The organism is Stutzerimonas stutzeri (assembly GCF_002909485.1).
Taxonomy (GTDB): Bacteria; Pseudomonadota; Gammaproteobacteria; order Pseudomonadales; family Pseudomonadaceae; genus Stutzerimonas; species Stutzerimonas stutzeri_AH.
The window spans coordinates 480,976-506,413 of the sequence record NZ_PPXG01000003.1; the positions used below are offsets into that span (position 1 = coordinate 480,976).

Here is a 25,438-nt window from a genome sequence, read left to right on the forward strand (position 1 = left end):
TCTTGGCCTCAAGTGGGCAGCAGGCTTTCGCCGGCGTATAGCTCCTGAACGCTCTCGCGACGGCGCACTTCGAACGCCTGGTCACCGTCCACCAGCACCTCGGCGGCGCGGCCGCGGGTGTTGTAGTTGGAACTCATGACGAAGCCGTAGGCACCGGCCGAACACACCGCCAGCAGATCGCCTTCGACCAGAGCGAGCTCCCGATCCTTGGCGAGGAAGTCGCCGGTCTCGCAGATCGGTCCGACGATGTCGTAGCGACGCGTATCGCCTTCGTGCGGCTGCACTGCGATGACGTTCATCCATGCCTGGTACAGCGCCGGGCGGATCAGGTCGTTCATCGCTGCATCGACGATGGCGAAATCCTTGTGCGCCGTATGCTTGAGGTATTCCACGCGAGTCAACAGCACGCCGGCATTGGCAACGATGGAACGGCCTGGCTCGAATACCAGTGCCAGCCCACGGCCTTCGATGCGCTGGCGCACCGCCTGGATGTAGTCGCCGGCCAGTGGCGGCTGCTCGTCGCGGTAGCGCACGCCGAGACCGCCGCCCAGGTCCAGGTGACGAAGCGGGATGCCGCGTGCGGCGAGGCGGTCGGTCAGTGCGAGCAGGCGGTCGAGGGCATCGAGGAAGGGCGGCAGGCTGGTCAGCTGCGAGCCGATGTGACAATCGACGCCGACCACTTCGAGATTCGGTAGCTCGGCAGCTCGGGCGTAGACCGCCTCGGCATTGTCGATGTCGATGCCGAATTTGTTCTCTTTGAGGCCCGTTGAAATATAGGGATGGGTACCGGCGTCGACGTCCGGGTTGACCCGCAGCGACACCGGTGCCTTGACGCCGAGCTCGGCGGCGACTAGCTGCAGACGCTCAAGCTCGTCGGTGGACTCGACGTTGAAGCAGTGCACGCCGACTTCCAATGCGCGGCGCATGTCGTCACGGGTCTTGCCGACGCCGGAGAAGACGATACGGTCCGGCTGCCCACCGGCGGCCAGCACGCGCTCCAGTTCACCGCGCGAAACGATATCGAAGCCCGCGCCAAGGCGCGCCAGCACGTTCAGCACGCCCAGGTTGGAGTTGGCTTTGACGGCGAAGCAGACCAAGTGCGGCATGCCATCCAGCGCATCGGCATAGGCCCGGTACTGGGCTTCGATGTGCGCGCGGGAATAGACGTAGGTCGGGGTGCCGAAGCGTTGCGCAAGTGCGGGCAGTGCCACGCCTTCCGCGAAGAGTTGACCGTCGCGGTACGAGAAGGCCTCCATGAACAGCCTCCTTTAGAGTTCGAAACGATCTTTGGAACGTTCTTTGACGGCTTGTTCGTCGTCCGGCAGATACAGCGGACCTTTCTGGCCGCAGCCGCTGAGTGCGGCGGCGAGGACGGCGAGGGCGATGAAGGGAAGCAGGAGGCGCTTCATGGGGGCTGGAATCCTTGAAAAATCTAATCGCCGGAGTATACCCAGCACCCGGCGTATTGCCTATGCGAGCAGCACGCCGCACGGCGGCTGTACCGGCAGGCGACTCGCTTGATCCGCTTGCGCCCTGCTAAGCTCGCCGCCATCGCGTACGGCCAGCGCCGCGCGCAGAACAATTCGAGGAAGTGTTGCATGAGCCTGAGCGAAGCCCGTTATCACGATCTGGTCGATGCCGTGCAGGAGAGCGTCGAGGACGTCTTCGACGACACCAGCATGGACGTCGACCTGGAAAATTCCGGTGGTGTGCTGACCGTGCGCTTCGCCAGTGGCAGCCAGCTGATTCTCAGCCGCCAGCCAGCGCTGCGTCAGCTGTGGGTGGCGGCGCGCTCTGGCGGCTTTCATTTCGACTATGACGAAGGCAGCCAGCTGTGGCTGTGCGATGCCAGCGGTGAGCGCCTCGGCGAACTGCTGACGCGGGTGACGCTGGAGCAGGGTGGCGAAGCCATGGAGTTCGAGGATATCTGACTCATGACGCCTGCAGGCCCCGTTTCCCGGGGGCTGCAGGCAGGGGCCTTGCTTATTCGGGCTGCTGTGATAGTGTCTCTCGCAGGTCAACAAAACCCCGCCTTCGGGCGGGGTTTTGCTTTTTTCGTCTTTTGACTTTTCCCAGGAGCTTGCCAGAACCCATGACCAGTGCACCGCCGATCATCCTTACCCAACTCGATCTGCAGCGCCTTGAGCGGCTGCTCGACAGCCTGGACGACTACGGTCCGGCCGCCGAAGCGCTCGAGCAGGAACTGTCGCGGGCGCAGATCGTGGAACGCAGCGAGATGCCTGCGGGCGTCGTGACCATGAACTCGCGTGTGCATTGCCTCGACGAGGGGACTGGCAAGGAATATCACCTGACGCTGGTCTACCCTCACGACGCAGGCAAGGAAGGAACCGTGTCCGTCCTAGCTCCAGTGGGCACCGCGCTGCTGGGTATGAGCGTCGGCCAGCACATCGACTGGCCAACCCCGGCTGGAAAGATCATCAAGCTGACCCTGCTCGCCATCGAGTATCAGCCTGAAGCGGCTGGCGATCCTTTCTGACCTAAAGCGCCTGCTCCCTCCGTTGCCCGGCAGCCCGGCTGCCGGATTTATCGCCAGCATCTTTCCTGGCGATGAATCCGGTGCATCGTGATCGCTAGCGGAGTAGCCGCTGCCGTTCTCAAACCCTGCCTGATGACGGGCGAGCCGAGCATTTCCACTCCTTTCTCCTCTGGTTTATAAAGCGTCGAGAAAGCTGCGTAAGGCGCTTAGCTCATCGCGGGTGAGATTCAGCGCTTTGAGGCGAGGAGACGTCTGCGGAAAGAGCGGGTCGTCCCGCTGTGCGGCGGTTGGTTTTGGTCTGGGCATGCCTACGTTGTAGAAATTGAGCACGCCCATCAGATCAGGGAACAGACCGTTGTGTAGCCATGGTCCGGTCTTGCTTACCAGGCGCAGCGACGGGGTACGGAACCGACCTACATCCTCTATCTTGCCCGTCACCTCATAGCGCCCCAGGTCTTCGTACTTGCGACCGTAATAGGTCATGCCGGCGTTATGGAACTCGTCATCGCTCAATGTAGCGCCGTGATGACAGTTCATGCAGCGCGCCTTGGTACGGAACAGATGCAGGCCGTGCAGTTGGCGATCGTCCAGCGCATCGTGCTGGCCACGCAAAAAGCGTTCGAAGGGCGTGTTGCGGGCGACCCGAACGAGGGTGCGTTGATAGTCGGCCAGCGCCTGGCGCAGTTGTTGGTCGGTAATAGGCGTTGCATCAAAGGCGGCGGCAAAGCCTCCTCGGTAATCTGGATCGGCATTCAGCCATGCCAGCAGCTCGGTGATGTCGTAGGCCATTTCCAGCGGGTCCTCGACGGGAAATGTCGCCTGGTGCTCGAGGCTTTCAGCGCGGCCATCCCAGAAGAGCCGAGCGGTAAATCCGCTCATCACCAGGCTCGGCGAGTTGCGCCGTCCCGCCTGGCGGTCGTGGCCGAACGAAACCTTGCGGCCGTCGGCGAAGGCGAGATCGGGCTCGTGACAGGATGCGCAGGCGATCTGTCCGGAGCGCGACACACGAGGGTCGAAGAACAGTTGCTCGCCGAGTGCCGCCTTGGCTTCGCTGAAGGCACGATCGGGTGGTGAGGGCGCTCGCACCGGTAGCGGCCCGAGTTCCGTCCATACGACATCTTTATCCACCTCGGGCGCTGGCCACTGGGCGGGCGGGCGAGTGTAGGCCTGGCGCAGGCAGGAGACATCTGCAGCGTTTAGCTGCCCGTTGGCAAGGTGCTTCATGCAGTCGTTCGAACCGACAGCACGAACTGACAGCAGCACGAGTGCGCCGAACAGCATCGTCACGCTTGCTCCTGCTCTCCATCGTTGACGAGCACGTGGAGCCCATCGCAGAACGCCGCTCTGCTGACGGGCTTTCAAAAGCGGTAACCCACTTCGACCCAGTACTGGCGGCCGGTCTCGTATACCGCCGAGGTCATGGCAGTGGTCTGGGAGGTATTGCCGGAGACGTTCACCCGATCGGTCAGGTTGAAAATATCGAGGTTGACGAATGCCGCCTGATCCTTGCCGGTGGGCAGCTCCCAGCCCAAGCGCATATCCCAGGTGAAGGCTGCAGGGTAGCGCTTGTCGTACACCTCGTTGTAGCCGTCGACCTTGTAATAGGTGCGTTTGAGCGTTTGCAGATCGGAGCGATAGCGAAAAAAGTTGCTCCACTTCAGGTTGAGCATCGGTAGTTCGCTGAAGGTACTCAGGCGATACGTCCAGTCGTGGCTGAAGTTGGTAGGCGGTAGTTCGCTTTCGTGAATGATCGCGCCCTGGTAGCGAACGTAATCGTTGTCCAGGTCGGTGAAATCGTCGGTATAGGTGGCTACGTTGGTGTTGTGGTGCTGCCAGTCTGCCGCGAACTGACCGGCGTGCCGGGTGCCCCAGAAGTCGAAGTTGTGCAGCGGGGTCAGCGTCAACGTAATGACTTCGGTGTTGGATCGGCCGTTGTTGGTGTATCGGTAGTAGTCAGCAGGCATGCTGGGGTCGTTGATGTTTTTCAGCTTCTCACGGCGCACTTGGTCACGCCCCTCGCGACGCACCCATTTCAGGCCAAGCTCAAGGTCCCGGACCTGCTGAGTGATACCGAAGGTCAGCTCGTCGTCATAGGGGATATCCAGCTGATTGAACGGGGCATCGGTCAGGTAGCCGGACTTGGTCCAGTTGGCGGTGTAGCTGGTACGGGCATAGTCGCTACGCAACTGTCGGTGACCTTCTTCGAGAAGCCATTGCGCAGCATTGCGTCCGTAGTAACGGTTGCGCCCGGCGCTGATACGCGTCCCCCTGTCGCCGAACACATCCCATTCCAGCGCCAGGCGTGGGGCGAGGGTGGTGACGTCCATGTAGCTGTCCTTCTCCAGGCGCACGCCCGGGCGCAGGCTTAGGCGGCCTATCTCGATTTCGTCTTGCAGGTACAGCGCCAGTTGATCGAGGCTGAAGTCGAACGTGCCGGGGCTGAATTGAGTGAGGGTTCGGACGTACTGGCGGGCATCGCTGTCGCAGCGCCCTGAGCCGCCCAGTGAAGAGGCCAGAGCACAGTTGCCGCTGGCCGGCAGCGCCAGATAGGTGCTGACGTCGGTAGCGGTAAGGCGCTCATATTCGAACTGCTGGTGACGCAGTTCGACGCCCGAGCTCAGGCGATGCACCATGCCGTACAGAGCGATGGCGTCCCACTCGACGTTGAGTTTGTAGTCGATGGTCCGCTGGCTTTGCTCGATGTCGCCATAGCCGCCCTCCATCGCCGAGGTGATTCCCCAGTTCTTGACGCTGCTTTTGCGCCAGTTGTTCCAGTCATCGGCGTCGCTGTCACGGGAGTTTTCCATCAGGCTAAGGCCGACCTGCTGGGTGTAGCGGGCCAGGTCGCCTTGATAGACGGACTTGAGATTTATGAGCGTGCCACCCGACTCAATGCTGTAACGGGTATTCAGCGCATTGTCGCGAAAGTGGGTCGCGGACTCGGGTGCATGGGCCAGGCTACCTTCTACATCCAGCCGCTCGTTTGCTTTCCAGACCCCCTTGATGAAGAAATTCTGCGACTTGAGCTCGCGATCCTGTTTGTCGCGGGCATAGCCTGCTTTATCCAAGTTGTTCGGACTGTAGATGCTTACCGGGATACTCGATGTCTTCTGGCTGAAATTGGCCAGCAGACCGAAATTTTCCGTGAGGTGGCCTTCAAGGGTGGAGCGAACGATGTGTTTTTCGAACTCTGGCTGGTAGCCGTAGAGCTCGCCCATGCTGGCACCGTCGAAGTACTCCTGTTGATCCTCATCGATGTGGTAGCGAGTCCAGTCTGAACGGGTCGTCTGGTAGGACACCTTGCCATGGAAGTCCTGTGTCGGCCGGCGGGTGTTAGCTTCCACAACCCCACCGTTGAAGCCGCCGTAGGCCGCCGGAACGTTGCTGTCCAGCACTTTGATGTTGTCCAGCAGGTCGGTGTCCAATGCCAGGCCTTGGCTACGGCCAGGCACCTTGCTGGCATCGTTGGTGCTGACCGTGTCGCCAGGATTGATATCGTTGTTCATGTTCATGCCGTCGACCAGAAAGGCGTTCTGGTAGAACTTGGCGCCATTGATGCTGATATTGGCTGGGCCGATTTCACCGGGCGTTTTGCTGCTCAGCTGGCTATTGTCGAACTGCACGTTCGGATGCGTCTTGAGCAGGCTGGTGATGTCGCCATTGCCCGAAGGTAGCGCCTCGATGGTGCGCCGGTCGATTACCGTATCGCCCTGTTTGCGCTGCTGCTCGGCCAGCACGACGACATCGTCGAATTGCATGGGGCGCTCGGAGGGCGCTGCGCGAGAGGGTTCCGGTTCGAGATTGAGTGCGCCGTTGGGGCTGAGATGCCAGATCAGTCCTGTGCCGCCAAGTAGACGTTGCAGGGCCAGCTCCAGACTGAGCGTGCCCTGTACCGGCCCAGAGTATTTGTCGCTTAGCAGCCGGCTGTCGGCGCTGACTTGCATGTTGGCCTGCTGGCCGAAGTCGATCAGCGCTGCGGACAATGGTTGAGAAGGAATATCGTAGTGCCGCGCCTGCTGTTGTGAGGCTGGCGTTGTGTCCGCCGCGGCGGCTCCATGGGCTAGCAGCCCGGCCAGCACGGCGGCGCCAAACAGGCGTTGGAAAACAGGTTGATGGCGGTGGGCTGGGGCGCGCGGACTCACTGATCGTTCCTTCTTCTTTATTCTGCAAATGCAAACAATTATCTGTTGCATGCAGTAAGACGAACGACGCCTACGAATTTTCAGAAAATAAATCGTGTGCTCAACGATCAATGACCAAAACGAAGGGCGACCAGCGCTGTATACGACCACCATGTGGCTGGACCAAGGCTTCGAGCGCGGCTTGGGGATCGTTCAGGTTGTACAACCCGGTAACGCGCTCAGCGGCGAGGTTATCGTTCCTGAGCAGAATCCAGCCCTGATGGTACGAGCGGAGCTGGTCCACCACCTCGCTGATCGGCTGGTCTGCTGCGATCAGCTGACCGTGGCGCCAGGCTGCAACATGTGTCGGGGCTATGGCCGTGCGGCTGCGCAAGCCCGCATCAGTGTTCAACCGCAGGCGTTGGCCTTGCTTGAGCACGGTGGCGCGCTGCGGGTTCTCGACGCGAACCGAACCGTGTGCAACCGCCACGTCTAGCGTGGTGCCATCAAGGGCGACCGTAAATGCGGTGCCGGTAACTGCAACGTTGCTGTCAGCGGCATGCACGATGAAAGGGCGCGCTGGGTCAGTCGTGACGTCGAGGAATATTTCGCCTTCGAGAAGATCCAGCTGCCGATGCGTCGCGTTGAAGTGTTGCCGAATGGAGCTGCCGCCCTTCAGCCAGATGCGGCTCCCGTCCTCCAGCACCAGCTTGCGCGGTCCACCGTGGGGGTTATCAATGGCGCCCTGGGGCGTTGGCAGCAATACCATCAGCAGGGCAAGGCAGGCTGCCACAGCCGTTGTGAAGAAGGCAGACCGACGTCTACGACTGCCCGGCCAGCGGTTCCGGCTGGAGGATGGCAGCTGGCCGCTGAGATGCCAGACGCGCGCGGCCCGCTGCCAGGCTCGGGCGTTGGCAGGTGACGCGCGCTGCCATGCCTCGCAGGCCGCACGCAATTCTGGGTCATCGGGTGATTCCTGCAGCCAAAGCAGCCACTCCATGGCTGAGTTCCAATGAGGGTCCTGGCGAGGTGTATTGCTCATCGCGAATTCCGCTGAGGTTAGGTCGCTTTCGTGGGCGGCGTGACTCGGTCGATCGCGCTTCAGCATGACTCGTCGTCCAGCGCCGCTGCGCAGTGACTGAGGGCAGTACGCACGAGTTGATGGGCCAGGCCAACGGAAATACCCAGGTGAGCAGCGATCTGCTGCAACGTATAACCGCCCAGGCGGTGCATTTCGAATGCCACGCGGGTTCGCTCCGGCAATCGCGCCAGCGCCTCGGCGATCAGGCGCAGTTCGTCCTGCTGACAAAGATGCTGTTCCGGCGACGGTGTACTGGCCGGCAGCCCCGCGAACAGCTGTTCGGCATCCTCTTCGCGCCGCTGATTGCCGGCGCGTCGCGCGATGTCCAATGCCAGATTGCGCACGATGCGATAAAGGTAGGCCAGCGGCTGGGTGAGGTGGTTTTGTTCGGTCTGGCTGAATCTGAGCCAGGCCTCCTGCACGACTTCCTCTGCTTCGGCTCGGCAGCCAGTGATGGGAGCCGCGTAATCAACGAGGGCGTTGCGATGGTTGACGAACAGATCGGTTCTGCTGCCTTGCTCGTTCACGTTGGATGCTCGGATAGGGGCGATGCGCCGGTGGCGCGGCGATCCTAGCGTGAAGGCTAAATGGTATCAACTAATAATCGTTATCATTACGATTCTATTGCGGCATTCAGCGCGGCTTCCAGGCGTGACTTGTAGCGCAGGTATTGCACCGTCTGACTGCGCCCGCTGCCGTGCAGGCCAGTGAGGTCGAGGTCGGTGATATAGCAGGGGTAGCGCTCACCCTCGCGGCGGCGGGAAATGATGGTAAGTGCCACTGCTGCGAATAATTCCGCACCATATTCCATGCCGGAAAATTCCTGATGGTTGCAGTACAACGTGACCTGCGAACGCCCGTTTTCACCTGATTCGACGATGGCTTGAACGTCGTAGAACGGGTCATTGACCTCGCCTTGCGGAGTTGGTCGTCGTTCGAGTTGTGACGGCTGCGTGCCGTGACCGGGTTGAATCCGGTAGAAGAGGATAGTTGGGTCGACCAGTTCCTCCGTCTGGCTTGGCTGCTGCGCCCTGCGCCGATAGAGCATCGACTCAAGGAAACGCATCAACGGTCGCAACAGCGTGCGCTCGTCCCGATAGGGCAGTTGCTGGCGCCATAGCGCGTTGCACTCATCGAGCACACTGAGTTCGGCGGTATCTCCAGACGCGCGGTAGAACACCTGCAGGCAGCCCGGACGCCCCTGCGCAAGAATCAGCGCCAGATCGTCGCCCTCCAGCGCTGCTCGGTCGAGCCGAAGCGGACTATAGCTGTGGTGAGCTTCACCCAAGTGTTCGTGCAACGCCGCGCGGTCGATCACATTGGTCAGACGCAGTTCGTTAGCGTCGCGTTGCAGCACGTGGAAATGCTGGCGAATCTGCAGCAGGTAGCGCCCGTGAACAACGTTGCCAAGGCTTTGCTGCGCATCATCGAAGATCTGCCCGACTCGTCGTGCGATGGCCTGCCCGCGATTACGGGCGAAGCAGAACACCTGCAGCTGCGGTGCCTCATTGGTGGGCCCGAGGCTGTCCAGGTAATCACGAAGGCACAGCGGCAGTGCCTTCGGTCCTTCGTAGCGGGTTACCAGCATCTCGTTCCAGCTGTTGAGCGTTACCTGATCTACGCTCAGCACCAGGTTCTCCGGCGCTATGCTCAGGATTGACTGCTCGCCGTTCGCGAGCCCCGTAGCAGTCTGCAGGGTAGGATCCAGGCCGACATTGATCAGTAGCAGCATGCGACTGGGCTTGCTCGACGCCAGCAGCGTGTCCTCATCTACCTGAGAAAGCGGCATCGGCAGCGCACGGCGCAGATCGCTGACCAGCGCAAACAGCTCCGCTTCGCTAAGGCCGCTGTCGCCAGGGAAAAGTGACAAGTGGGTGGTGGCGTCCACTACCCCGTTGCGGTGACCCCAGGCGAGCAGCGCGACCAGCTCGCGAGAGCGTTTCAAGGGGGCGAAGTTGGTCAGTTCCAACGCGGTGAGTTGGCCCTGATAGAGCGACCAATGCACATTGCCCGCAGCGTCATAGCCGTGAACCAGGGTCACGCTGTCTTCGGCCATATCCGGTGAAATGCCGAGATTGATCACCTCCACCTTGCCAGCCTTGCGCTCGATGGCCGCGTACAGGCGTCGGCCGAGTACGCCCAGATCGCGGCTGGTGAGCGGACTGGTCGCCTGCACGCGACGGGTGAAGTCGCTGAGAAATCGATAGCCGTAGGTCAGCTCATTGACCAGCGCACGGCGCTCCTGGCTGACCTGTCGCACCTTCCAGCGACTGCGATTGTCGAGCAGCGCCAACTGCCGCTCGTCCCAGTGCCAATCGCGAGTCAGATGCTCGAGCAAGGTTCTCTGCCAGCTCTTGTTGCGGTTGACTGGCGGTCGGCTCAGCGGGCGGTTGATCTTCAGATACAGGCAGCGCCTTGCCAGCTCGAGTCGCTCGTGATCGCCACGCTCGGTCAGGTAGCTCTCGATAGCATGGTAGGTGGCAAGGTAGGGGTCGAGCTCGTCCAGCTCGGCTCGGCCTTGATAGATGGCCCGCTTGAAGTCCAGCGCCAAACAGCGCACCTGTGGATATTGACTGGCGTAGACCTCTACCAGAAGCAACTTGAACAGCGATTTGTACGGTGAGGCGATAGCCTTGTAGAGCTGCCAAAGCCCTGCACCGACAAACTCGCCAGGCGGCATTTGCCCAAGGTGGCCGAGATCGAGCACCTCATCGGCGCGTACGAAACGCTTGGCCAGTAGCGTCGTCACGTATTCGTCGTAGCGATGCTCTTCGTAATCGGGTACCAGCCACCACAGCGGCGTGCGCCCGCCGAGCCAGAGCGCGGTGCGGTAGAACTCGTCGAGCAGCAGGTAATGCTGGGTGGTGCCGCAGTCATCGGAGGTCAGTTTGGCTTCGCGCTGGCCCTGGGCGAAACGCTGCGGATCGACCAGAAAGAAGTGCGCTTCGCTGCCCTGGCTCGCCGCCCAGATTTGCAACAGCTCGCATTTTCGGCGCAATTCGTCGAGCTGTTTGGCATCCAGAGCAGGGTCGTGGCAGACCCACACATCGAGATCGCTGTGCTCGTCTTGGGCCACCGTGCCCAGGCTGCCCATGAGGAACAGGCCGAGTATCGGTTGGGTCGCGTTACCGCGCGCCGGTTTATAGGCGAAGGAGCGGCTAAGGCGCTGAGCCTCGGCAAGCTGTTCGGTATCCGGTTCGAAGTGAGCGAGTCCTGCAGGGGTGGTAGCCGACACATAGCCGGGAAAGATCGGGTGATTGACATGAAACAGCAGCGGCAACAGCTTGAGTACCTGTTGCTGGCGGGGCGACATACTGTGCCGCGCGCGCTCCAGCCGTGCGCTATTGATCGCGAGAAAGCGCGCCCGCAGTGTGGCCAGCACCTTGCGGTCGATGCCTTCCTCAAGAATTGGATGGATATGTTGAGTGCGGATCATGGTGCTTCGTGCAGGCGAGGCTAACTCCTGTTCATCGGCCAATTGGTGCGGGGCTTGAGGCGGGGCGTACTTTTGCCCGCGGAAGGCGACCAGTGGCCAGGGCCGGTGTTATCCGAGCCCTGGGCAGGCGAAGCAGAACGGACGTTGGCAGATCAGGCCGTCACGGTTTCGGAAAGGATGGTGAGCAGCGTTTGTGCCTGTTCGGCCGCATCACGGCCCAGGCTGGTGAGATAACCGCCGTCGGCCTGGGTGATAAGACCCTTGGCATGGAGACGTCCGAAAGCAGCGACGGTAGCGGGGCCGGCCTCGTGATGCACCTTAAGCCCTTCCTGCAGATTTTCCAGATTGAACTGTCGAAGTACTTCCAGTTCGGCGACCAACTCAGGGGTATACGACATGCTCGCTCCTCGGATGGTGGGCTCGTGCCCTGTTTGCTGAGTGTAGATGCTGCCGTTGGCCCTGCCTTGATCCAAGTCTTATTCGGCTGTTTCAGGCATTTGCGGCAGATTGCGCAACATGGCCTCATAAGCAGCTCCGTCGAACGGCCGGTCTTCACTGAGCATCGCATTGATTTCGTGTGCCAGCACCAGCGCCATCATCTGCAGGCATTCGTCGCGCTCGTAGCCAACCAGGGTGAGCTTGTTCAGCGTGGCCTGGGTAGCGGCCGGCTCGCCGGCTTCGAGCTGGTTCTCGATGGCCTGGATCAAAGTGGATTCGGCAAAGGCTTCGTTTTCTTCGCTGCTGGGGATGTCTTGCGCCATGGCGGGGTTCTCGTCGAGCGGTGCCGGATTCTCTTCGTCCAGCTGGCAGATCGCGCAGCTGCCGTCATCCGGCCGATTGGTTTCGACGTAGCGTACCCGGCGATGGGCCGCCTGGCGATCAGCATCGACGCGATAGCGTGGGCGGTCTGGTTCGGACATTGGTTCCTCCGTATGAATGCTTCCAGATAAGCACCTGGCTACATCCGAGGCAATGCTACGGCTGCGCGTCGGTCAGTCCATGAAGCTCAGGGCCAGGCACAGCAGGCCGAATGCGGCCCATACCAGCGAGAAAATTATAGGCGTGCGCAGCGAAAACAGCAGGGTGCGTTTGTAGCGAGGTCCGCCGACAGGGCTGTTGCCTTCGCCGAACAGGGCCGACTCGTTGTTTGGCAGCATGCCCACACGGCCTTCGAGCTGCAGCAGTTCGGACTGCTTCTGATGCCAGCGCTCGATCACCTCGAAATTCGACTTGATGCCGGGCATGGCGTGGAGTGATGTGATCAGCCCCAGAACGGAAAGAATCGCCGGCACCACCAGGCGGAACAGATCGCCCCATTCTGGATTGCTGTTGGCCATGGAGGAGGCGAACGCGATCATCAGGAACGACTGCGATGACAGATAGGTACTTGTGCGGTCGGCCAGCAGTGTTGATTCGAAGTGAATTTCGGAACGGTAGAAGATCAGGCGCTCCTTGGGCGAGTCGAAGAGCTCGGCGCCCTGGGTGTCCTGGTTAAGCAGCAGGGTGCGCAGGTCGGTCATGCAGGCCTCGATGGGTGCGGCAGGCGTCAAAGGAATTCGCCACTGGCTGCATGTAGGTCAAGCGTAATCCCTGAGAGTTCCGAGCGATGACTTAGCGGTCAGGCACGTGGCGTGGACTATCCGAGTGGGCATCGCGACAGCGCCAGAGCAACAGCGCCAACGCTAGAAAGGCCAGCGACCAGCAACCGGCAGCGAGTAGCAACCAGCCCTGCAGAGGCTGGTTCAGCAGGGCCGGCAACACACGAGCCAGCGCTGCCAGGCTGATCAGTAGCGCCCCTGCCTGAAGCCAGGGCAGGACAGCCGGATCACGGAATCGATAAATCAGGCGTGTGCGGGCCATGACCGCGAAGGTCAGGCTGCCCAGCGCGCCGACGCTCAGTGCATGCAGCGTTGCGTTCAATGGCAGTGTTTTCAGCAGGGTGCCCAGACCGAGCAGAAGCAAGCCGGTAGCGAGCCAGGCATAGCCCAGCAGCAGAATCAGTAGGTCCATGCGCGTGCAACGCCAGGGCTGCCAACGCAGCAGGCGGACCGCCGTGAGTGCGCTGGCGGCGACCAGCAGGGCGCCGGTCAATTGCTGGGTCAGTGGCCAGGGCATGACATTGAGTAGCAGGGCGGCCCCCAGCAAAATCAGTACGGCGCCTTCGATATGCGGCTGGACTCGCGCATCCAGTCGCCATCCCTTGCTTTGCGCGTATCCAGCGATGGCTGGCGCAATGATCCGCCCGCCCATGAAGAACATCAGCGTAGCGATCAATAGCAGCGCCTCTTCCGTCATGAGTCGGTCATAGCCGGCTCCGAAGCCGCCGCTGGTGAGAGCACTGAGTAGGCTCAGTCCGGCGACCACTGGAGCAACTGTCTGGTTGCGCCATTTCTTCGCGGCACCGAGAAAGCGCGGCAGCACCTTCCAGCAAAGACCGGCGGCAAAGACAGCAGCGCTGGCCAGTGCCAACCAGGAGCCGGGCCAGAGCAGAAAGCCAAGGCGTGCCAGACACCAGCAGGTCAGCAGAGCGAGCGTCAGGCCCAAGCGTTGCGGCCCGAGCAGGTAGCCGGTCACCACGGCCAGGGCGAAGCCGAACAGCATTTCATGGGCGTGACCGGCGGACGTCGCCAGCCCAGGTAGCGCGGGAACCAGTCCAAGCAGAGTGAGGACTGACCAGGGCAGCAGCAAGGCCGCATACAGCGCAGCCGCTGGAAAGAACCAGGCATTGGCAAAGGGTAGGCGAGGTTTGCGCGGCCGCATCGTATCTCCAGAATGTGGGGCAGGCGCGCTTGAACGGGTGATCAACCTGCTGCGAAATCTGTCAGTGCATCGCCGGTAAGACGGTAGCCGATCCACTCGTTCTGTGGCTTGGCGCCAATGGACTCGTAGAAGTCGATGGCCGGCTGATTCCAGTCCAGCACCGACCATTCGAAGCGACCGCAATCGCGCGCCACTGCCATTTTGGCCAGATGGCGCAGCAGCGCCTTGCCGGCGCCGACGCCACGCTGCTGCGGAGTGACGTACAGGTCTTCCAGATACAGGCCGTGCTTGCCCAGCCAGGTGGAGTAGTTGAAGAAGTAAACCGCGTAGCCGATGGGCTCGCCGTTCAGCTCGCAGATCAAGCCATGGGCGGTGCCGCCTTCGGCGAACAGGCTGTTCTCGATGCCAGCGACATCGGTCTTTACCTCATGCTCGGCCTTTTCGTAGATGGCCAGGTCGGTGATGAAGCGCAGGATCAGTGCGGCGTCATCGCGAACCGCAGGACGGATATTCAGAGACATTGCGGCGAGCCTTCAAGAAGGTTTAACGGGGCGGCAGGTTCGCCAGGAAGGCGTCGACGGCCTGCAGTGAATCCAGGCGCAGGTACCGACAGGATGGCGGAGCGTTACGCAGTTCCTCGGCGTAGCGCTGTCGGTACACCGGGTGGCGCGTCCATGACCAGGCCAGGATGGATTGGCGCGGATTCAGCTTGAACAGGTTGCCCCAGCGTTCGCGATTGCCATTCCACAACTCCTCGCGGCAGGCCAGGCGCCGCAGGGTGCGCCAGATGACTTGGCGCATCACCTTGTGGCGTGGCAGATCCAGCCAAATCACCATGTCCGAACGTTCACGCACCAACGGGCGCACGGCCGAGTAGTTACCTTCTGCGACCCAGCCGTCACCCTGCAGCGCGTCTCGAGTTGCCTGCTGAAATTGTTCGGTGGGCAGCGGTTGCCAGCCTGGCTGATGGAACAGGGCGTCCAGCTCTACATGGCGATACCCAAGCTGCTGCGCCAGCCGGCGCGACAGCGTGGTTTTGCCGGCACCCGAACAGCCGACCACCGAAATGCGGAGGCCGGGCGTGATCACCGAGTGGCCAACAGGCTCTTGCCGCGTGCCACCGCTGCGCGTACCTGGTTGGGGGCCGTGCCGCCGATGTGATCGCGAGCGTTCACCGAGCCTTCCAGGGTCAGCACGGCGAACACGTCGTCGCCGATCTGGTCGCTGAACTGGCGCAGCTCGTCCAGGCTCATCTCGGCCAGATCCTTGCCGGTTTGCACGCCGTACTTCACCGCATGGCCGACGATCTCGTGGCAGTCGCGGAACGGCAGGCCCTTGCGTACCAGGTAGTCGGCAAGATCCGTGGCGGTAGAGAAGCCGCGCAGCGCCGCTTCGCGCATGATTTCGCGCTTGGGCTTGATCGCCGGAACCATGTCGGCGAAGGCTCGCAGCGAGTCACGCAGGGTGTCTGCGGCGTCGAACAGCGGCTCCTTGTCTTCTTGGTTGTCCTTGTTGTAGGCCAGCGGCTGGCCCTTCATCAACACCAGCAGGCCGGCCAGCGCGCCGAATACACGGCCGGTCTTGCCGCGTACCAGCTCCGGCACGTCCGGGTTCTTCTTTTGCGGCATGATCGAGGAACCGGTGCAGAAACGATCCGGCAGGTCGATGAACTGAAACTGTGCGCTGGTCCAGAGCACCAGCTCTTCGGAGAAACGCGACAGGTGCATCATTGCCACCGAGGCGGCCGCGCAGAATTCAATGGCGAAGTCGCGATCGGATACGCCATCGAGCGAGTTGCCGGAGATCGCTTCGAAACCGAGCAGTTCGCAGGTGATTTCCCGCTGGATGGGGTAGGTGGTGCCGGCCAGCGCAGCCGAACCCAGCGGCATGCGGTTGGTGCGCTTGCGGCAGTCGACCAGGCGCTCGTAGTCGCGTGACAACATCTCGAACCAGGCCAGCAGGTGGTGACCGAAGGTCACCGGCTGCGCGGTCTGCAGGTGGGTGAACCCTGGCATGATGGTGTCCGCTTCGGCTTCCGCCAGGCCCAGCAGGCCCTGCTGCAGGCGGGTGATTTCGCCGAGGATCAGGTCAATCTCATCGCGCAGCCAGAGTCGGATGTCGGTGGCTACCTGGTCGTTGCGCGAACGCCCGGTATGCAGCTTCTTGCCGGTGACGCCGATGCGGTCGGTCAGACGCGCCTCGATGTTCATGTGCACATCTTCCAGATCGACGCGCCAGTCAAAAGTGCCGGCTTCGATTTCGCCCTGGATGTCCTTCAGATTGGCGATGATCGCGTCGCGTTCGCTCTCGGTCAGCACGCCAGCCTTTTCCAGCATGGTGGCGTGGGCGATCGAGCCCATGATGTCGTGGCGATAGAGGCGCTTGTCGAACTCGACGGAGGCGGTGAATCGGGCGACGAAGGCGTCGACGGGCTCGCTGAAACGGCCGCCCCAGGACTGGTTGGTCTTGTCGGTGCTCATGAATGCGCTCGCTGAAATCCGAAGGCTGATGAAAGGCGGCGATGATAACAGGGATGGCGCTGCTGTCGGGCACGTCGACACCTTGCGGCGAAGGGTGAGCTGGCTGGCAATTCCGGATTATTCCCCCTGGCTGATCGGTGGCCGACTTGCCGTTGTCCGGGTGGGCAAGGAAACTGCCGGGCAGGTAAATCCACAGGCTGAAGCGCGTGAAATCCACTGCCGTATCCGATGACTTTTTCGTCCCTGAGCTGTGCCAGCCCGATGCCTTGCTCGGTCTGGTCCTGCTCGCCGAGCTGCTGGTGTTCGTGCTGGTGCTGGCCGAGCCGATGCAGCCGGGCTTCGACTGGATGCGCCTGGCGCTGACCTCGTTGTTCGTACAGTGGATCGTTTTGCTTTCGGCCGGGACCATGTGCCTGCTGCGACCGCTGCTGGCGCGCCTTGGTGCGGCCATGGCAGGGCTCGCCTGCTGCGCGCTGGTGGTTGGGCTGACGCTTGCGTGCACCGCCGTCGCCGATATTTACCAGCTCGGTGGCCCGCTCTCACGCGACGGTGAGGTCAATCTCTACCTGCGACATGCGTTGATCAGCCTGATCATGTCGGGGTTGCTGCTACGCTATTTCTATCTGCAGAGCCAGTGGCGCCGTCAGGAGCAGGCCGAACTGCGGGCTCGGATCGAGTCGCTACAAGCGCGTATCCGACCGCATTTTCTGTTCAACAGCCTCAACAGCATTGCCGCACTGGTTGCGAGCGATCCGGTGAAGGCCGAACAGGCCGTGCTGGATTTGTCCGATCTTTTTCGGGCGAGCCTGGCGCGTCCCGGCACGTTGGTGGCATGGCGCGACGAGCTGGAGTTGTCGCGTCGTTACCTGTCGATCGAACAGTATCGGCTGGGTGATCGTCTACAGATGGACTGGCAGGTCGACGGCGTACCGGACGATTTGCCGATTCCGCAGCTCACGCTGCAGCCGCTGCTGGAAAATGCGCTGGTCTATGGCATTCAGCCACGTATCGAGGGAGGAGTAGTCAGCGTAACCGCCGATTATGTCGGCGGCGTGTTTCAGTTGGTGGTCAGCAACCCGTTTGACGAAGCCGCTCAAACGCAGGCTTCTCGCGGAACGCGCCAGGGCTTGCAGAACATTGACGCACGATTAGCGGCACTTTTCGGTCCGCTAGCGAGTCTCAGCGTGGAGCGCCGTGAAGGCCGCCATTACACATGTCTACGCTATCCATGTGCGAGACAAACGCAGGAAGCCAGATCTATATGAATGTCCTGATTGTCGATGACGAACCTCTAGCCCGCGAGCGCCTCAGCCGACTGGTAGGTGACCTCGACGGCTATCGTGTCCTCGAGCCTGCTGCCAGCAATGGCGAAGAAGCGCTGACGCTGATCGAGGAAATGCGCCCCGATGTCGTGCTGTTGGATATCCGCATGCCGGGCCTCGATGGCCTGCAGGTTGCAGCCAGGCTTTGCGAGACCGATGCACCGCCTGCCGTGATCTTTTGTACTGCCCATGATGAATTTGCCTTGGAGGCTTTTCAGGTCAGCGCGGTTGGCTACCTGGTCAAGCCGGTGCGCCCGGAACACCTCTCCGAGGCCTTGAAGAAGGCCGAGCGGCCCAACCGTGTGCAGCTCGCTGCCTTGACTCGGCCGGCGGCGGTATCCGGTGCCGGACCGCGCAGTCATATCAGTGCGCGTACCCGCAAGGGCATCGAGCTGATTCCGTTGGATCACGTGATCTATTTCATCGCCGACCACAAGTACGTCACCCTGCGCCACGTCGGGGGTGAGGTGCTGCTGGACGAGCCGCTGAAGTCACTGGAAGACGAGTTCGGCGAGCGCTTTGTGCGTATCCACCGCAATGCGCTGGTGTTCCGTGATCGGATCGAGCGCCTGCAGCGCACGCCGCTCGGGCACTTCCAGCTGTTCCTCAAGGGGCTCGAGGGTGAGGCGCTGACGGTGAGCCGGCGACATGTAGCGGGTGTGCGCAAACTGATGCAGCACCTCTGATCCACGTCGCATGCGGCGATGGCGCTCTTCAGTCTGATGGCTGGCGAGCACCATCGCCGTACTTCGGCGTGGCCGCCGCACCACCGCCCTTTACTTGATTCCGGCCAACTCAGGCTGCCAGCTCGGCCTGTTATCATCGCCGGCAATTCATTGTTCTGGAATTGCCCATGTCTCGCGAAATTCGCATCGCTACCCGCAAGAGTGCCCTGGCCCTGTGGCAGGCCGAATACGTCAAGGCGCGCCTGGAGGCGTCGCACCCAGGGCTGAAGGTCAGCCTGGTACCGATGGTCAGTCGCGGCGACAAGCTGCTCGACGCCCCTTTGGCGAAAATCGGCGGCAAGGGGCTGTTCGTCAAAGAGCTGGAAACAGCGCTGATGGAAAACGAAGCAGACATCGCCGTGCATTCCATGAAGGATGTGCCGATGGAGTTTCCCGAGGGGCTCGGTCTGTACTGCATCTGCGAACGCGAAGACCCGCGAGATGCCTTCGTCTCCAATCATTTCGATAGTCTGGATGCGCTGCCGCCCGGCAGTGTGGTCGGCACCTCGTCGCTGCGCCGTCAGGCCCAGCTGCTGGCGCGTCGGCCTGACCTGAAAATCCAGTTCCTGCGCGGCAACGTCAACACCCGTCTGGCCAAGCTCGATGCTGGCGAGTACGACGCCATCATCTTGGCCGCCGCGGGACTGATCCGGCTTGGCTTCGGTGAGCGTATCCGCTCCAGCATCGGTGTCGACGAAAGCCTGCCGGCTGGCGGTCAGGGTGCGGTCGGCATCGAGTGCCGTACCACCGATAGCGAGCTGCATGTGCTGCTGGAATGCCTGAACCACGCGCCGACCGCGACCCGTGTCGTTGCTGAGCGCGCCTTGAACAAGCGCCTGAACGGCGGTTGTCAGGTGCCGATCGCCTGTTACGCGGTGCTTGAAGGCGAACAGCTGTGGTTGCGCGGACTGGTCGGCCAGCCGGACGGCACCGTGCTGCTGCGCGCGGAAGGCCGTGCGCCGGCCGTCGATGCCGAGGCACTGGGCGTGCAGGTTGCCGAAGCGCTGCTGGACCAGGGGGCGGAGCAGATTCTCCAGGCGGTTTACGGCGAGGCTGGCCACGAGTGACTGGCTGGCGTCTGCTGCTGACCCGGCCTGCCGAGGAGTGCGGTGCGGTCGCGGCGTCTTTGGCCGAGGCCGGCATTCATAGCGCGAGTCTGCCACTGCTGGCGATCGAGCCCTTGCCGGAAACCCCCGAGCAGCGCGCGACGATTCTTGAGCTGGATCGCTATTGCGCGGTCATAGTGGTCAGCAAGCCCGCAGCGCGACTGGGCATTGAGCTGCTCGACAAATATTGGCCGCAACCTCCGCTTGGCCCAGCCTGGTTCACTGTAGGCGCCGCCACTGGCGCAATCCTGGAAAGCTACGGGCTGGATGTCAGTTGGCCGCAGCGTGGTGATGACAGTGAAGCATTGCTGGGGCTGCCGCGGCTTGATGAGGCGCTGGCCAGGCCCGACCCGAAGGCGCTGATTCTGCGTGGGGAGGGTGGCCGGGAGCTGCTCGCAGAGACATTGCGCGCGCGCGGTGTGCAGGTGGATATTCTCGAGCTTTACCGGCGTTACCTTCCGGATTACCCCGCCGGAGCACTTGCCGCGGTGGTCCGCTCGGAACGGCTCAACGGCCTAGTGGTCAGCAGTGGGCAGGGTTTGCTGTCATTGCGCGAGCTGGCGGCGGACACCTGGTCCGAACTGCTTGAGCTACCCTTGTTCCTACCAAGCCCGCGGGTGGCGGAGATGGCTCGGCAGTTGGGCGCTAAACGAATTGTGGATTGCCGCGGCGCAGGTGTCGCGGCCTTGCTGGCGGCTCTGCGGGAAACCGCGGTGACCGCTTCCTGAAGCAAAGGATGGAAACGTGAGCGAAGCAGACTCCAAGAAAGAACCGCTGCAACCCCCCGCCAGTGAGCCGAACCCAGCTGTCGAGCCTGCGAAGCCCGCCAAGCCTGCTCCATCCAAGCCTGTCTCAAGCTCCAATAGCGGTGCCAAGTCCGTGGCAGCGCTGGCGTTGGTGGTGGGCCTGGGCGGTGTGGCACTCGGCGGTTATGGCCTCTGGCAGCTGCAGCAGCTTGGCGCCAATGAAGATCGTCAGCTCGAAGCGTTGCAGAGTGCCGGAGAGCAGACCCGCCAGCTGGCTGAGCGTGAGCGCGAGCTGGCCGCGCGGCTGGGCCGTCTGGAGCAGCTGCCTTCGGCCGCCGAGCTGGAGGAGCGGCGGCGGCTGCTGGCGGCGTTGCAAAGCGATCAGCAACGCCTCTCCGGTCGTGTAGAACAGGTGCTCGGCGCCAGCCGCGAAGAGTGGCGCCTGGCCGAAGCCGAACATCTGCTGCGCATGGCGATGCTGCAGCTATCGGCCATGCAAGATGTGAACAGCGCGAAGATGCTGGTCCACGAGGCCGACCTGATTTTGCAGAAGCAGGATGATCCGGGCGCCTACGGCACACGGCAGAAATTGCTGGAAGGGCTCGAAGCACTGCGCAGCCTGCCGGAACTCGACCGCACCGGGCTGTTTCTGCAGCTCGGCGCCTTGCGCGGGCAAACCGCTCAGCTCAGCGCGCTGGCACCGGAGTTCGTCAATGGCCAGGCGCAGCCGGAAAGCGCGCAGGACAGTCGCTGGCAGCGCTGGTTGAACGAGCTTACGCGCTACGTGCGGGTGGACTTCGATGCCAGTGGCGACGTCAAGCCGTTGCTCGCCGGCCAGACGCTGGGCCAGGTGCGCCTGGCGTTGTCGCTCGCTATCGAGCAGGCGCAATGGGCAGTGCTCAACGGCAATACCGAGGTCTATCGACAGTCGCTGGAACAGGCGAGTGAGGTGCTCAAGGACCACTTCAGCGAAGACAACGGCAAGGCCCGCGGCCTGCGTGAGCGCCTTGAGGTGCTGGCCCAGCGTGAAGTGGAGGTCACCCTGCCTGATCTCGCCCCGGCATTGCAGGCCCTGCAGGCCTATGTGCAGAAGCGTGAGCGTCGCGATGAAGGTGAGGCGACGGAGTCGTCCGCACAGCCGGAGACGGAGAATCAGGCGCAGGAGGCCCAACGCACATGAAACGTCTGGCTCTGGTGTTCATTCTTTTGCTTGCGATTGCAGGCTTTCTCGGTTGGGCGATCAGCCAGGGCGCCGGCTATGTACTGATCACTTACGACCAGTTCCGCTACGAATCGAGCTTCTGGGTTTTCCTCGCGCTGGTTGGTTGCCTCTGGCTGGTGGCAATGGCGATGCATTGGTTGTTGGGGTTGCTGCAGGTGTCTGGAGCGCTGGTCAATCCCTGGTCGCGGCGCCACCGTGCCCGCAGGGCTGAGAAAGCATCTCGCAGTGGTCTGCGAGAGCTCGCCGAAGGGCAATGGGGGCCTGCGCTCGGGCATTTGCAACTGGCCGCGGAAAAGGACCGTCAGCCGCTGGTGCACTACCTCGGCGCTGCGCGCGCGGCCAACGAGTTGGGCGACTACGCCCAGAGCGACGAATTGCTGCAGAAGGCCCGCGAACGTGAGCCCGAGGCAGCGCTGGCGATCGGCTTGACCCAGGCGCAACTGCAAATCGCCCGTGGTCAGTACGTCGAAGCACGGGCATCGCTCAGCGAGTTGCAAGCCGAACATCCCCGTCACCCTTATGTGCTGACGCTGCTGCAGCAACTCTATGTGCAGCTCGAAGATTGGTCGGCACTGTGCAAGCTGCTGCCGGAGCTGCGCAAGCATCGAGTATTGCCTGCGTCGCGCCTGAGCGAACTTGAAGTGTTGGCCTGGACCGCCGCCGTCGAACAGGCCGGCCAACCCTCGGAGCTTCCTGCCGAGGCAGGCATCGAGACCTTGAACCAGCGTTGGCAGACGGTACCCAGCTCCTTGCGCAGTGAGGCGTTGGTGGTACGTGCCTACGCCGATGGGCTACGCCGGTTGGGAGCGCAGACCAAGGCCGAGGAAGTGCTGTACGCGGCGATCAAGCGTCAATTTGATGATCGATTGGTAGAGCGCTATGGACTTGTGCATGGCCGTGATCCGGCGCGTCAGCTCGCACATGCCGAAGGATGGCTCAAGGATCATCCACAGAATGCGGTGTTGTTGCTTGCGCTGGGTCGCCTCAGCCTGCGCAACGAGCTGTGGGGCAAGGCGCGCGATTATCTGGAAGCGAGCCTGCGTTTCGATCATCGCCCGGAAACCTGTGCCGAGCTCGCGCGCTTGCTAGCGCAACTAGGCGACACCGAAAACAGCAATCGGCTGTTTCAGCAAGGCGTCGGTCTGCTCGACCGAAATCTTCCCGCCACCTTGTGATCGGCTAGTCAGGCCCGCCATGTGGTGGGTCTGATGTCTCTACGCGGCCGTTGCGCTGCTTGTAAGGCCATTGGGCTTTCCACTACCGTAGCGAACTTTTCCAGCTAGCGGAGCCATCATGCGCCTGGCCAGCCCTCGTTCTCTATTCGTTCTCTCCTTTGCGGGCAGCGCCCTGCTGATCGCCATCGCGCTCTACATGGAGCATGTGATGGGCCTCGCGCCGTGTCCGCTGTGCATTGTCCAGCGTATTTGCGTAATCGGTTTCGGTCTGGTCTGTCTCGCCGCTGCGATCCATGGTCCAGCGAAGATGGGGCGGCGCATCTATGCGGGCTTCGCCCTGTTGTTCGTGGCGGCAGGTAGCGCTACTGCGATACGGCAGATCTGGTTACAAAGTGTGCCTGCCGATCAGCTGCCGAGCTGCTTGCCGAGCCTTGAGTACATGATGGAGGCGTTCCCGTTCCAGGAAATCATCCGTCTGGTATTGCACGGAACCGCTGAATGCGCGGAAGTGAGCTGGACTCTGCTGGGAATGAGCATTCCCGAGTGGAGCCTGCTGGGCTTCATCGGCATGGCCATCGTCTGTCTCTGGCAACTGCTACGGCGCGACTGAGCGCAATTTTACCTTCCCGTGGGCGAACTACCGCTGCGCTTGCAGGGTCTTCTCATGGACCTGTGGCCTCTTCGGAGCCGCTGCGGGCGTGTGAGATTCGTCGGCATTTTGCTTGATGCTTCGAGCGCCGCGGCATAGTCTGCTCGTGCGGTGACGGATTTTTGCCATTCGTTACCGTCACTCACCCAAAGGCCGATACCGAAAGACAAAAACGTCTCGGAATGGCGTACAAGCAACATCGATTAGGGAAGTGAGGTCATCATGCTCGAGAGCTGTCGGAATGCCCAGGAACGCTGGGGTGGTGTACATCTGCTGATCGACCGTTGGCTGCACGAGCGCCACGCGCTGATCAACGCCTACGACGGTCTGCATACAGAGCGCGACGATACTGCTCGTCAGGCCCTGCAGCGGTTCTGCGAATATCTGGTCGATTATGTTTCGGCCGGCCACTTCGAAATCTACGAACAATTGCTTGCCGAGGCCGAAGCCTTTGGCGACGCGCCTGCCATCGAGCTTGCCAAACAGATCTACCCGCGTATCGAAACGATCACGCAGGTTGCACTTGGCTTCAATGATCGCTGCGATAAAGGCGATTGCCTGGGCAGTCCGGGTCTGGGCGATGAGCTCAAGAAGCTTGGCCAGCTCTTGCACGAGCGTTTTGAGCTCGAAGACTGCCTGATCGAAGTGCTGCACACTGCACACAAGCAATCTGCTGCAACGGCCTGAAAGCTGGGGCGCCCGCTTCGGCGGCTGTGGCCCCTGGCGGCTATCTGGTGGGCCGTCTAGTATGGGTGCATCGTTCCTGCCAGGAGGCACCTTCATGCCCGCGAAGAAGAAGTCGGTTACCACCCCGCTGCATTTGCTGCAGCAGCTTTCGCACAGTCTCATCGAGCATCTGGATAAGGCCTGCACACAGGCGATCAAGGATGCCGAAAGCGCGCTCGCCAAGCTGCAGAAGCAGCGCGGCAAGGCGCAGGAAAAGCTGACAAAGGCCCGGGCCAAGCTGGATGAGGCCGGCAGCGCAGGTAAGACCAGGGCGCAGACCAAGGCGCGCACACGGCTTACCGAACTGGAAGGGGCACTTGCGCTACTGCAGGCGCGTCAGAGCGAAACCCTGACCTACCTCGCTGAGCTCAAGCGTGATGCGGAGCAGAGCTTGAAGCTGACTCAGGGTATCCGGCAGGTCGCCGATGCCGCGGGCAAGGCCTCGCAAAGCCGCCAGCAGCCGTCAGCCGCCAAGCCAGGCGCAACCTCCCGGCCGACTGCTCGCAAACCTGCCAGCAATTCAGTGCCTGTCGTGGCCAAGGCAGGTAGCTCCTCTGCCAAAACCCAAACAGCCAAGGCTGCAGCAAAGCCGGCTGTTAAAGCTCCGGCCACAAAGCCAGCAAAGACGCCAGCCAGCTCCTCCGCGGCGAAGCCTGCTAGCACACGTCCGGCCGCAAGTAAGGCTCCGGCCCGCGCCCGGTCAGCCGGTGCCGTCAAGGCTGCGGTCGTTCCTCAGTCCGCCGAAAGTGCAGCAGCCAGTGTGGAGACGCGTTCCAAGCCCGCTGCAGGCAAGTCGACCGTCAAGACAGCCGCGAAAAAGCCCGCCGCGCGTAAGCCTGCAGCAAAGCGTGCCGCTGCTTCTCAGACGTCGTCGCCTAGCTCCAGCTGAGTTTGATACGCCGCGTGGCGCAGGGTTTCCAGCGCTGTGCGGCAGTGGCCTGCTGGCGCTAGGGCGCTCAGCCAATTGTTGGGCCCAGTCGTCTCTATCCATTCGCAGCTGGCCATCTGTAGCCGTTCCAATAAGCTGCGTTCGGCCTCCAGTTCCATGTTCTTCAGCGTTTCGCGCAGGTTGTGCAGGACCGCGTCCTGCTCAGCCAACGAGCGCCATGCCTGACGCAGTTCGCGCAGGGGCTGAACTACGTTCACTCGCCAGGGTGCGGCAACCTCTTCCAGCGCTTGTAATCGCTCTTGGTTACAGGCGACTCCTTGCATCTCGAGCCGAGCCGCGCAAAGCAGCACACAGACATCCGCGCCCAGATTTTGCAGCTCCAGGCAAGCGCCCTCGACGCCTGGTCGTGCGTAGCAGCGCAAGGCGAAAGTCCAGAGATCAGGGTTCGACATTAGCAACACGCCTTTTTTTGTTGGCAGCCCGGCTGGCATTCCAGGCGACCT

27 protein-coding genes are annotated in these 25,438 nt (G+C 62.0%); 12 read left to right on the top strand and 15 right to left on the bottom strand.

All coding sequences use genetic code 11. The annotated features are described in order from the left end of the window. Positions 1 to 8 precede the first annotated feature (8 nt). Positions 9 to 1,256: a diaminopimelate decarboxylase gene (gene lysA / locus CXK91_RS09680; RefSeq protein ID WP_103455937.1), complete on the bottom strand. Its 1,248-nt coding sequence runs from the start codon at positions 1,254 to 1,256 to the stop codon at positions 9 to 11. 12 nt (positions 1,257 to 1,268) lie between these two features. Then, positions 1,269 to 1,409, bottom strand: coding sequence for an LPS translocon maturation chaperone LptM (gene lptM / locus CXK91_RS09685; protein ID WP_103455938.1), 141 nt, complete (start codon positions 1,407 to 1,409; stop codon positions 1,269 to 1,271). A 189-nt stretch (positions 1,410 to 1,598) separates the two neighbouring features. Between lptM and cyaY the strand changes: the two genes are divergently transcribed. After that, positions 1,599 to 1,931, top strand: coding sequence for an iron donor protein CyaY (gene cyaY, locus CXK91_RS09690; RefSeq protein WP_103455939.1), 333 nt, complete (start codon positions 1,599 to 1,601; stop codon positions 1,929 to 1,931). A 161-nt stretch (positions 1,932 to 2,092) separates the two neighbouring features. Then, a complete protein-coding gene (gene rnk / locus CXK91_RS09695; protein WP_015278422.1) occupies positions 2,093 to 2,497 on the top strand; it encodes a nucleoside diphosphate kinase regulator in 405 nt (134 codons plus the stop codon). A 174-nt stretch (positions 2,498 to 2,671) separates the two neighbouring features. Here rnk and CXK91_RS09700 read toward each other — a convergent pair whose 3' ends face one another. From CXK91_RS09700 to argH, 12 genes are all read right to left on the bottom strand, one after another. After that, a complete protein-coding gene (locus CXK91_RS09700; protein ID WP_256055745.1) occupies positions 2,672 to 3,778 on the bottom strand; it encodes a cytochrome-c peroxidase in 1,107 nt (368 codons plus the stop codon). Positions 3,779 to 3,855: 77 nt separating this feature from the next. Beyond that, positions 3,856 to 6,639, bottom strand: coding sequence for a TonB-dependent receptor (locus CXK91_RS09705; protein WP_181003935.1), 2,784 nt, complete (start codon positions 6,637 to 6,639; stop codon positions 3,856 to 3,858). 100 nt (positions 6,640 to 6,739) lie between these two features. After that, positions 6,740 to 7,660 (bottom strand): FecR family protein, encoded by a 921-nt coding sequence (locus CXK91_RS09710; RefSeq protein WP_181003936.1) that lies wholly within the window; start codon positions 7,658 to 7,660, stop codon positions 6,740 to 6,742. 59 nt (positions 7,661 to 7,719) lie between these two features. After that, positions 7,720 to 8,226, bottom strand: a complete 507-nt coding sequence (locus tag CXK91_RS09715) for a sigma-70 family RNA polymerase sigma factor (RefSeq protein ID WP_103455941.1) — start codon at positions 8,224 to 8,226, stop codon at positions 7,720 to 7,722. 86 nt (positions 8,227 to 8,312) lie between these two features. Next, positions 8,313 to 11,135: a class I adenylate cyclase gene (locus tag CXK91_RS09720; RefSeq protein WP_103455942.1), complete on the bottom strand. Its 2,823-nt coding sequence runs from the start codon at positions 11,133 to 11,135 to the stop codon at positions 8,313 to 8,315. Between the two features lie 152 nt (positions 11,136 to 11,287). After that, positions 11,288 to 11,533: a TIGR02647 family protein gene (locus CXK91_RS09725; protein ID WP_103455943.1), complete on the bottom strand. Its 246-nt coding sequence runs from the start codon at positions 11,531 to 11,533 to the stop codon at positions 11,288 to 11,290. A 78-nt stretch (positions 11,534 to 11,611) separates the two neighbouring features. Continuing rightward, positions 11,612 to 12,055: a hypothetical protein gene (locus tag CXK91_RS09730; protein ID WP_103455944.1), complete on the bottom strand. Its 444-nt coding sequence runs from the start codon at positions 12,053 to 12,055 to the stop codon at positions 11,612 to 11,614. Between the two features lie 72 nt (positions 12,056 to 12,127). Next, positions 12,128 to 12,655, bottom strand: coding sequence for a hypothetical protein (locus tag CXK91_RS09735; RefSeq protein WP_103455945.1), 528 nt, complete (start codon positions 12,653 to 12,655; stop codon positions 12,128 to 12,130). Positions 12,656 to 12,746: 91 nt separating this feature from the next. Further along, the gene (locus tag CXK91_RS09740) at positions 12,747 to 13,895 is read right to left on the bottom strand and encodes an NnrS family protein (protein WP_103455946.1); all 1,149 of its coding nucleotides are present in this window, start codon (positions 13,893 to 13,895) and stop codon (positions 12,747 to 12,749) included. A 41-nt stretch (positions 13,896 to 13,936) separates the two neighbouring features. Then, a complete protein-coding gene (locus CXK91_RS09745) occupies positions 13,937 to 14,416 on the bottom strand; it encodes a GNAT family N-acetyltransferase (protein ID WP_103455947.1) in 480 nt (159 codons plus the stop codon). Positions 14,417 to 14,438: 22 nt separating this feature from the next. Next, positions 14,439 to 14,984: an AAA family ATPase gene (locus CXK91_RS09750; protein WP_103455948.1), complete on the bottom strand. Its 546-nt coding sequence runs from the start codon at positions 14,982 to 14,984 to the stop codon at positions 14,439 to 14,441. After that, positions 14,981 to 16,375, bottom strand: a complete 1,395-nt coding sequence (argH, locus tag CXK91_RS09755) for an argininosuccinate lyase (protein ID WP_103455949.1) — start codon at positions 16,373 to 16,375, stop codon at positions 14,981 to 14,983. Before argH ends, CXK91_RS09750 begins: the two co-directional genes overlap by 4 nt. On the opposite strand from argH, the gene CXK91_RS22705 reads away from it, so the two are divergent. The 10 genes from CXK91_RS22705 to CXK91_RS09800 all read left to right on the top strand — a co-directional run bounded on the left by CXK91_RS22705 (position 16,362) and on the right by CXK91_RS09800 (position 24,935). Next, entirely contained in the window at positions 16,362 to 16,607 is a 246-nt protein-coding gene (locus tag CXK91_RS22705; RefSeq protein ID WP_181003937.1) for a hypothetical protein, read from the top strand. The two genes, argH and CXK91_RS22705, sit on opposite strands and share 14 nt — an antisense overlap. Then, positions 16,582 to 17,640 carry a sensor histidine kinase gene (locus tag CXK91_RS09760; protein ID WP_103455950.1) on the top strand — a complete coding sequence of 353 codons (1,059 nt, stop codon included), beginning with the start codon at positions 16,582 to 16,584 and terminating at the stop codon, positions 17,638 to 17,640. Before CXK91_RS22705 ends, CXK91_RS09760 begins: the two co-directional genes overlap by 26 nt. After that, on the top strand, positions 17,637 to 18,383 hold the full coding sequence (locus CXK91_RS09765; protein WP_103455951.1) for a LytR/AlgR family response regulator transcription factor: 747 nt from the start codon (positions 17,637 to 17,639) through the stop codon (positions 18,381 to 18,383). Before CXK91_RS09760 ends, CXK91_RS09765 begins: the two co-directional genes overlap by 4 nt. A 167-nt stretch (positions 18,384 to 18,550) precedes the next feature. Continuing rightward, positions 18,551 to 19,489 (top strand): hydroxymethylbilane synthase, encoded by a 939-nt coding sequence (gene hemC, locus CXK91_RS09770; protein WP_103455952.1) that lies wholly within the window; start codon positions 18,551 to 18,553, stop codon positions 19,487 to 19,489. Next, on the top strand, positions 19,486 to 20,256 hold the full coding sequence (locus CXK91_RS09775; protein WP_103455953.1) for a uroporphyrinogen-III synthase: 771 nt from the start codon (positions 19,486 to 19,488) through the stop codon (positions 20,254 to 20,256). Before hemC ends, CXK91_RS09775 begins: the two co-directional genes overlap by 4 nt. Before the next feature lie 16 nt (positions 20,257 to 20,272). Beyond that, on the top strand, positions 20,273 to 21,454 hold the full coding sequence (locus CXK91_RS09780; protein WP_103455954.1) for a uroporphyrinogen-III C-methyltransferase: 1,182 nt from the start codon (positions 20,273 to 20,275) through the stop codon (positions 21,452 to 21,454). Then, a complete protein-coding gene (locus CXK91_RS09785) occupies positions 21,451 to 22,671 on the top strand; it encodes a heme biosynthesis HemY N-terminal domain-containing protein (RefSeq protein ID WP_103455955.1) in 1,221 nt (406 codons plus the stop codon). Before CXK91_RS09780 ends, CXK91_RS09785 begins: the two co-directional genes overlap by 4 nt. Positions 22,672 to 22,789: 118 nt before the next feature. Next, positions 22,790 to 23,281 carry a disulfide bond formation protein B gene (locus CXK91_RS09790; RefSeq protein ID WP_103455956.1) on the top strand — a complete coding sequence of 164 codons (492 nt, stop codon included), beginning with the start codon at positions 22,790 to 22,792 and terminating at the stop codon, positions 23,279 to 23,281. A 261-nt stretch (positions 23,282 to 23,542) separates the two neighbouring features. Continuing rightward, positions 23,543 to 24,007 (top strand): sigma D regulator, encoded by a 465-nt coding sequence (gene rsd / locus CXK91_RS09795; RefSeq protein ID WP_103455957.1) that lies wholly within the window; start codon positions 23,543 to 23,545, stop codon positions 24,005 to 24,007. Between the two features lie 94 nt (positions 24,008 to 24,101). After that, a complete protein-coding gene (locus CXK91_RS09800) occupies positions 24,102 to 24,935 on the top strand; it encodes an AlgP family protein (protein ID WP_103455958.1) in 834 nt (277 codons plus the stop codon). Here CXK91_RS09800 and CXK91_RS09805 read toward each other — a convergent pair. After that, positions 24,908 to 25,387 carry a TIGR02444 family protein gene (locus tag CXK91_RS09805; RefSeq protein ID WP_103455959.1) on the bottom strand — a complete coding sequence of 160 codons (480 nt, stop codon included), beginning with the start codon at positions 25,385 to 25,387 and terminating at the stop codon, positions 24,908 to 24,910. The two genes, CXK91_RS09800 and CXK91_RS09805, sit on opposite strands and share 28 nt — an antisense overlap. Positions 25,388 to 25,438 lie beyond the last annotated feature (51 nt).